At 50.5% G+C, this 8,034-nt stretch carries 6 protein-coding genes; 2 read left to right on the top strand and 4 right to left on the bottom strand.

The features are described from left to right. Positions 1–266: 266 nt before the first annotated feature. Complete coding sequence (locus Q0986_RS18915; protein WP_299414306.1) at positions 267–551, top strand: YggT family protein; 285 nt, start codon at positions 267–269, stop codon at positions 549–551. A 36-nt stretch (positions 552–587) separates the two neighbouring features. Here Q0986_RS18915 and accC read toward each other — a convergent pair whose 3' ends face one another. From accC to rpmI, 4 genes are all read right to left on the bottom strand, one after another. Then, the gene (gene accC / locus Q0986_RS18910; RefSeq protein WP_299414303.1) at positions 588–1,937 is read right to left on the bottom strand and encodes an acetyl-CoA carboxylase biotin carboxylase subunit; all 1,350 of its coding nucleotides are present in this window, start codon (positions 1,935–1,937) and stop codon (positions 588–590) included. A 278-nt stretch (positions 1,938–2,215) separates the two neighbouring features. Continuing rightward, a complete protein-coding gene (locus Q0986_RS18905; RefSeq protein WP_299414300.1) occupies positions 2,216–4,165 on the bottom strand; it encodes a hypothetical protein in 1,950 nt (649 codons plus the stop codon). Positions 4,166–4,430: 265 nt separating this feature from the next. After that, positions 4,431–4,781, bottom strand: coding sequence for a 50S ribosomal protein L20 (gene rplT / locus Q0986_RS18900; RefSeq protein WP_299414296.1), 351 nt, complete (start codon positions 4,779–4,781; stop codon positions 4,431–4,433). A gap of 97 nt (positions 4,782–4,878) precedes the next feature. Next, the gene (gene rpmI, locus Q0986_RS18895) at positions 4,879–5,076 is read right to left on the bottom strand and encodes a 50S ribosomal protein L35 (protein ID WP_299414295.1); all 198 of its coding nucleotides are present in this window, start codon (positions 5,074–5,076) and stop codon (positions 4,879–4,881) included. A 273-nt stretch (positions 5,077–5,349) separates the two neighbouring features. On the opposite strand from rpmI, the gene clpB reads away from it, so the two are divergent. Beyond that, positions 5,350–7,974, top strand: a complete 2,625-nt coding sequence (clpB, locus tag Q0986_RS18890; protein ID WP_299414292.1) for an ATP-dependent chaperone ClpB — start codon at positions 5,350–5,352, stop codon at positions 7,972–7,974. Positions 7,975–8,034 lie beyond the last annotated feature (60 nt).

Below are 8,034 nucleotides of genomic sequence, written 5' to 3'. Positions count from 1 at the left end.
AATTGTCGCGAAGGAAGGCTTCTCAATATCCTTACAAACCTTTAAGATTATAATCTTAAAGGTTTGTAAGGATATTGAGAAGCCTTCCTTCGCGACAATTGATCCAGCACTCCTCTATTCCCCCTGGATAGTCCTCACTTTTTTGGGTTGAGCAGGGGCTATTATGCGCAAGGTTGATCTCTGTTCAGCAGAACGGCGCTAGCTATACCAGCCCTGGACAACACGCTACACTGAGACATAGCAGGGACTGAGTATAAAATATTTTTATGACTGTCGAAACGCTACCACTGTGGAGTCTCAGCTTTGGCTTGGGACTATTTATCTTTTTGTTTATTTTCCGCATTATTTTGACTTGGTATCCTCAGGTGGATCTGAATCAGATGCCCTTTGCCTTAGCCACATGGCCAACGGAACCCTTTTTAATTCCCATGCGCAAACTGGTTCCACCTATGGGAGGCGTGGATATTACCCCCATTATTTGGGTCGGCATTACCAGTCTGTTGCGTGAAGTTCTGATCGGTCAACAAGGTTTGCTACGGATGTTATTTTAGCCCTGCTATCCCCCGTCTGGGCGGCCATGGCGCGAGCTATTGCAACCCCATGACCTCTTGGATGAAATTGGTATACACCTGGCCTTGGATAAATTCTGGCGTGTCCAGAATTTTTTGGTGAAAGCCAATGGTAGTAGGGAGTCCCGTGATCGCACATTCTTGGAGGGCTCGCTTCATACGTGCGATCGCAGTCGGTCGATCCCGCCCCCAGACAATCAGCTTGCCAATTAACGAATCATAGTAAGGGGGAATCTCATAATCCGTATAAACATGAGAATCAACCCGTACCCCCGGTCCACCCGGTGGCAGATAGCCATTGATTCGTCCCGGATGGGGACGGAAATTATGGTCGGGATCTTCGGCATTGATGCGGCACTCAATCGCATGTCCCGTTAACTGAACTTGGTCTTGGGTCACACTCAGCTTCTCGCCCTGGGCAATTCGAATCTGCTCAGCAATTAAATCTAAGCCCGTTGTCACCTCTGTCACCGGATGTTCAACCTGGATCCGGGTATTCATCTCCATAAAGTAGAAGTCACCCGTGGACGATAGCAAAAATTCAACGGTACCCGCCCCGACATAGCCGATCGATTGGGCTGCACGCACCGCAGCAGAGCCCATTTTTTCTCTTAATTCTGGACTCAGAGCAGGGCTAGGCGACTCCTCCAATAATTTCTGGTGTCGACGCTGAATCGAACAATCCCGTTCGCCCAAATGGACGACATTGCCGTAGCTGTCGGCAAAAATTTGGAATTCAATATGACGAGGATTTTCGATAAATTTTTCGATATAAACGCCGGGGTTGCCAAAGGCCGCCTCTGCTTCTCCCTGGGCAGCTAAATAAAGCTTGCCTAAATCTTCAGGCTCCCGTACCAAACGCATGCCTCGGCCACCGCCCCCCGCCGTAGCTTTAACCATAACGGGATAGCCCATATCATCGGCAATTTTTTTGGCCGTCGCTTCATCCGGCACCAGTCCATCGCTACCCGGGACCGTGGGCACTCCGGCATTTTGCATGGTTTCTTTCGCCGTGGACTTATCCCCCATTGCCCGCATGGCTTCAGGCGTTGGACCGATGAAGTGAATTTTGTGATCCGCACAAATTTCGGCGAAGCGGGCATTCTCAGCTAGAAATCCGTAGCCAGGATGGATGGCCGTAGCATTGCGGGTTAAGGCCGCCGAAATAATATTGGGAATATTGAGGTAGCTTTTACTACTAGCGGGTTCTCCAATACAGACGGCTTCATCGGCTAACTGCACATTGAGAGATTGCTGATCAACGGTGGAGTGGACGGCAACCGTCGCAATGCCCATCTCTCCACAGGTGCGGAGAATTCTCAGGGCAATCTCTCCCCGATTGGCAATTAGAATCTTAGAAAAACGCATGTTGTAATGGGAGCCTGACCCTCTTGCATCGTCTCGCGGTGACTCAGGATAGCACTGCTGCACCGATTCAGAACCCTAAAAAGGAAGTGTGAAGCCACGTTTCATCACACCTTAGCCTAGTCGCGGTAAGCAGTATCAAAAGTGAAATCCAGAGCTATCGTATCATGCAGATGCAGCCAAGTTTCCTCAGTGTTCCCTCAGGCGTGAGGACAGACTAGCTGTTCTGCTGATCCATGCAATCGGGATGTTCCGCAGGAATGCCTACTGGGGCACCCGCCTTATTCTTCAGCGGTGGGGTCAACGATCACAGGTCGAGAAACTTCGCCATCTGGATCCGGAGCAAAACTATCCGTTGCCGGGGGTGGCGCCAATTGAGGTTCAGGCTCAGGGTCGAACTGAGGTTCAGGGTCAAATTGAGGTTCGGGCTCGTATTGAGGTTCGGGCTCGTAACGGGGCTCTTCTCGACGGCGACGGGAGGCGTAAATGGCGTCGCGCTCTGCAGCCCAAGCGTCGATACTGTCTTGGGCTTCGTAATATAAGGCTCTGCCATATCCAATTTGAGAAGCGGTTGCGATCGCATCGGATAAGCGGCCATTGCGGGCTAGGGCTTTGGCTTCGTTCAGAATTGGCCGATCTTGCACCGCCTGAATCTCAGCCACCCAAGTATAAACATCCTCTTGAGCATCTTTGTAGAGCGATCGATCGGAACCAATTTGCTCAGCAGTCTGAATGGCCTGATTGAGTTTGCCCGCTTTGGCCAGCGCCCTTGCCCGATCCAGAATGGGCTGATCTTCAACACGTTCAATGGATCCACCCCAAGTGGCAATCAGGGTTTGGGCTTCAATTCGTAGCGGATTCCCTAACTCCACCTTTCGAGCTTCTGAGATCGCAGCTTGATATCCCATCGCCGTATTGTAGGTTGCGAACTGACGGGCTCGCGCTAGAATTTGGCGATCTTGGTAGGTATCAATTTGTTGATCCCACTGGACCATCAAGGTTTGGGCATCATCACTACCCGGTCTTTCTGGCCGAATTAAGGCAGCATGGTCAATGGCCAATTGATAGGCATTGACATGATCAATATTGGCGAAAAACTTCGCTAATTGGAGTTGACCGGTATTCTGAATGGTTTGCTCCCAGGTTTTGACGCGGTCCCGATTTTTAGTAAAGAGGGAACTTTTGCGATCAACCTGCTCGGCGAGAGCCCAGGCATGGAGATAACTATAGAAGTCATCCTCTTGAATCGTCGCTTCTGCCCGACTGAGTTGCATCAGGGTAGTGGCATCCTTGGCCACTTTGGTGTTGGGCGGAATGCGTTGGGCCGCAGCGATAGCCTTGTCGAACTGGCCATACTCTTGATGCTCTTCCGAGAGATCGAGGAGCTTTTGGCTCCACTTTTCAATATTTTCTTGGACTTCGTCCTTGGCTAAGCGTTTCGGATCAATTTTGCTGGCGAGCTGAATGGCTGCAGCAAAATCCTTGGCTCTGCCGTAGGCGGCAATATCTTGAGCTTTATACAGATCTCGAAAGGCTTTTTTCTCAATAGCCATATTCCCCAGGATTTTATCGGCCTGTTTTTGCCAATAGCTATCACCCAGTTGGGACAAAGCACGAACTTGGAGCGTAGCTTGGGTCCAATTCTGTTTTTTGATGGCCATCCGGGCCTTCTCTAAGGATTCTTCGCCTTCTTCCCAATTGGATTCCCAGCGCTTAATCAAGCGCTGGGATTCAGGCTGAATACTACTGGCTTCAGGGACCTGTTTGGCTAACGCAATGGCTTCTTTGAGGTTGCCTTTGTTCAGTTCTTGACGAGCCAATCTGAGAATGGATTTCGACCAATCGTTCGATAGTAGGGAGACGCGGGGATAGAGGGGATGTTCTTCATCCCATTTCTCCGCAATTTCTAGCGCGGCTTTGATATCTTTAACATTGCCCTTGCGAGCCAGACGGTCCGCACATTCTAGCTGCTCCGCCTCTGACAGAGTAGCGGCGATTTGCTTGCAGTTCGCTGTCGGTGGTAGGCTCGACAGCCATTGCAAGGCCGTGGCCCCCGTGAGCCAAGACACCACAATCGTAATGAACCACGGCCACCCTTTGAAGGTCACCAGTTTGACCATCGTCTGCCGGATTTTCTGAAGCTTGGAATTGTGCTTGGGGTTAGGCATGCCCGATCCCTGTCCAGGCTCTACGGAAGGCGGAGGACTATCAGCAGGTTGGTTACTCGTCATACCAGGAACTAATGCAGAGAATCACAAAAAGGCTTATTCACTATGATGAATGGAAGTTTAGGGGGACCGACTCGATATCAGACCCAAGAACAAGCTACATGTAGATAATAGGCTAGAAAACTGAGAATTGACAGTTCACTAAAAAGCAGCCTATCCATCCAGGCGATAACAAAGCGCGACGGATTTGTCATCAGAAAGGTTCCCTGAAGGTTGGGCTGCAGTGATAATTTTGGGATACTGCGTTGTCCAGGTAAAAACTTAGACGCTACGCTTTGCCCGCCAGTTCGACAATTTTACTAAAACTATCGGGATCCGTAGCAGCCAGCTGGGCTAACATTTTGCGATTGAGCTGAATGTCGGCTCGCTTGAGCTGGCCCATAAATTGGCTATAGCTAATACCATGCTGGCGAGTTGCCGCGTTGATGCGAGCAATCCAGAGACGGCGAAAATCTCTTTTGCGCTTGCGGCGATCGCGATAGGCGTTACGCAGCGCTTTCATCACCTGCTGATTGGCAATTCTAAACAGGCGAGAATGAGAGCCTCGGTAGCCTTTTGCGAGCTTTAATATTTTCTTGCGGCGCTTGCGAGCAACGTTACCGCGTTTCACCCGAGTCATGGTTTTGGTCCTTGTTTGCGATTATTTTTAGGTGGAAAAACGATGTGTTAGGTGTGAAGTGACAAGCCCACCATCGAACTTGCCGACAAGAGTCCGGTTAGGAATAAGGCATCATTGCCCTAACGTTGTCTGCATCTTGCTCACTCACCACATATTTCTTCGATAGCCGACGCTTGCGGTCAGTGCCTTTATGCTCTAGCAAGTGGTTCTTATATGCCTTGCGACGCATAAATTTGCCACTTCCGCTTCGTTTAAAGCGTTTGGCAGCGGATCGTCGGGTTTTTAGTTTGGGCATTGTTTCGTCTAGAATCGCAGCGTCGACACAAACTAGGATCATAGTATAGATAACAACTCATTGACAATAGCTGATTTTGCAGGATGGCCGTTTAGAGGATCAACTGAGAAAAGATCTTGAAGTGGATGGCCTGCTCGTGGGGCAGAGGCTTGGGCGGCAATACCTATTCCAGCAGGAGGGAAGACCGATCTCAGACCGTGCCGTCTCCTCTCTACAATGGCAGTAGGCACCAGGCCCAACGTTAATCCCCACTGTCCAGGAGGTTCCTGATTCATGCAACCCACCAATCATGACCAATTTACGGAGAAAGCTTGGGCTGCGATTGTACGGACGTCTGATTTGGCGAAAGAGGCCCAGCAACAGCAGATCGAGAGTGAACATTTACTGCAAGCACTGCTCGAAGACGATGGCCTCGCGGGGCAAATCTTGACAAAGGCTGGGGCCGATGTGCAGCGGGTGCGCGATCGCACCACGGACTTTATCAATCGGCAAGCTAAATTAACAACCCCGAGTGATTCTGTCTATCTCGGTCGCAGCTTAGACACCCTTTTTGATCGGGCAGAGACCTTTCGCCGCTCCTTTGAAGACGATTTTATTTCTATTGAGCATTTGGTCTTAGGCTATATCGATGACGATCACTTTGGCCAACCTCTGTTTCAAGGACTGGGCCTGACCGAGCAAATGCTGAAGCAAGCGGTCACCGATATTCGCGGAAACCACAAGGTGACCGACAAAAACCCAGAAGGCAAATATGAGGCCCTAGAAAAATATGGTCGTGATCTCACTGAACTGGCTCGCGAAGGCAAGCTAGATCCAGTGATTGGCCGCGATGATGAGATTCGACGAACCATTCAGATCCTCTCACGGCGAACGAAGAATAACCCAGTCTTAATTGGTGAACCAGGGGTGGGTAAAACGGCCATTGCCGAAGGGTTAGCTCAACGGATTGTGGCCCGAGATGTACCGGAATCCTTGCGCGATCGCAAATTAATTGCTCTGGATATGGGGTCCCTAATTGCGGGGGCCAAGTATCGTGGGGAATTTGAAGAACGCCTTAAGTCTGTCCTTAAGGAAGTAACCGAATCCGACGGGCTGATGATCCTGTTTATCGACGAGATCCATACTGTGGTTGGGGCTGGCGCTAGCCAAGGGGCGATGGATGCAGGCAACTTGCTAAAGCCGATGCTGGCCCGAGGCGAACTGCGCTGTATTGGCGCGACCACTCTGGATGAATACCGCAAATATATTGAAAAGGACGCAGCCCTGGAGCGGCGTTTCCAGCAGGTCTATATTGATCAGCCCAATATTCCAGACACCGTCTCGATCTTGCGGGGTCTAAAGGAACGCTATGAAGTCCATCACGGCGTCAAGATTTCTGATAATGCCCTGGTGGCCGCCGCTACCCTCTCAACCCGCTATATCAGCGATCGCTTTTTGCCCGACAAGGCCATTGACCTGATGGACGAAGCGGCAGCCAAGCTCAAAATGGAGATTACCTCTAAGCCGGAAGAGCTAGACGAAATTGATCGCAAAATCCTCCAGCTTGAAATGGAGCGGCTGTCTCTAGAGAAAGAAAGCGACCGTGCCTCTCTAGAACGTCTTGAGCGGATCGAACAAGAAATTGCCAACTTGCAGGAAGATCAGAAAACTCTGAATGCCCAATGGCAGTCCGAGAAGCAAATCATTGACGATATCCAAACCATTAAAGAAGAAATTGATCGCGTCAATATTGAGATTCAGCAAGCCGAGCGCAACTACGACCTCAACCATGCGGCTGAACTGAAATATGGCAAGCTGACTAACTTACAACGTCAGCTGGAAGAGGCTGAAACGCAGCTGGCCCAGCGCCAAACCAACGCTAACTCTCTCTTAAGGGAAGAAGTGACTGATGCCGACATTGCCGAAATTATTTCTAAATGGACCGGGATTCCCGTCAGTAAGCTCGTGGCCTCAGAAATGGAGAAGCTGCTACATCTTGAGGACGAACTGCATCAACGAGTGATTGGCCAAGAAGAGGCCGTGACAGCTGTATCGGATGCCATTCAGCGATCGCGCGCCGGTCTTGCCGACCCCAACCGTCCCATTGCTAGCTTTATTTTCTTAGGTCCGACGGGCGTGGGCAAAACAGAACTGGGCAAAGCCTTAGCCGCCTATCTGTTTGATACGGAAGATGCCATGGTCCGCATTGATATGTCGGAATATATGGAAAAACATACCGTGGCCCGGATGATTGGAGCGCCACCCGGCTATGTGGGCTATGACGAAGGCGGTCAACTGACGGAAGCCGTCCGTCGCCGTCCCTATGCAGTCATTCTCTTTGATGAAATTGAGAAGGCCCATCCCGATGTCTTCAATATTATGTTGCAGATTCTGGATGACGGTCGCGTCACCGATTCCCAAGGGCGTACCGTTGACTTCAAGAATGCCGTGATTATTATGACCAGCAATATTGGCTCCCAACATATTTTGGATTTGGCTGGGGATGATAGTCGCTACGGTGAAATGCAAAGTCGAGTCATGGATGCCATGCGATCACACTTCCGACCTGAATTTCTCAACCGCATTGATGAGCTGATTATTTTCCGCAGTCTGCGGAAGGATCAACTGCGCAATATCACCCAATTACAGGTGCAGCGGCTTGCGAAACGGTTGAGCGATCGCAAGATGTCCCTCAAACTGTCAGAGTCAGCCTTGGACTTTCTGGCAGAGGTCGGCTATGACCCAGTATATGGGGCTAGACCCCTAAAGCGAGCCATCCAGCGAGAGCTAGAAACTCAAATTGCCAAGGCCATTCTAAGTGGTACGTTTGGGGAAGGCGATACCATCTTTGCCGATGTCGAGAATGAGCGCTTAATCTTTAAGCAATTGGGAGCGGAAGTAGCAACGGTGTCTTCTTAAGCGTGAGTCCGCCCCTCACGGTTTGGGTCGGAGGTGGAGACACTTAGCATAAGCCCAACG

This window comes from Acaryochloris sp. IP29b_bin.148, assembly GCF_028285565.1.
GTDB lineage: Bacteria > Cyanobacteriota > Cyanobacteriia > Thermosynechococcales > Thermosynechococcaceae > Acaryochloris.
The sequence above is the reverse complement of the archived record's forward strand: the minus strand, read 5'-3'. Positions and strand labels throughout refer to the sequence as shown.

Excerpts from the sequence above, each read along its gene's own strand:
- clpB (WP_299414292.1), top strand. The coding sequence starts at position 5,350 with ATGCAACCCACCAATCATGACCAATTTACGGAGAAAGCTTGGGCTGCG.
- Q0986_RS18905 (WP_299414300.1), bottom strand. The coding sequence starts at position 4,165 with ATGACGAGTAACCAACCTGCTGATAGTCCTCCGCCTTCCGTAGAGCCT.
- accC (WP_299414303.1), bottom strand. The coding sequence starts at position 1,937 with ATGCGTTTTTCTAAGATTCTAATTGCCAATCGGGGAGAGATTGCCCTG.
- rpmI (WP_299414295.1), bottom strand. The coding sequence starts at position 5,076 with ATGCCCAAACTAAAAACCCGACGATCCGCTGCCAAACGCTTTAAACGA.
- rplT (WP_299414296.1), bottom strand. The coding sequence starts at position 4,781 with ATGACTCGGGTGAAACGCGGTAACGTTGCTCGCAAGCGCCGCAAGAAA.
- Q0986_RS18915 (WP_299414306.1), top strand. The coding sequence starts at position 267 with ATGACTGTCGAAACGCTACCACTGTGGAGTCTCAGCTTTGGCTTGGGA.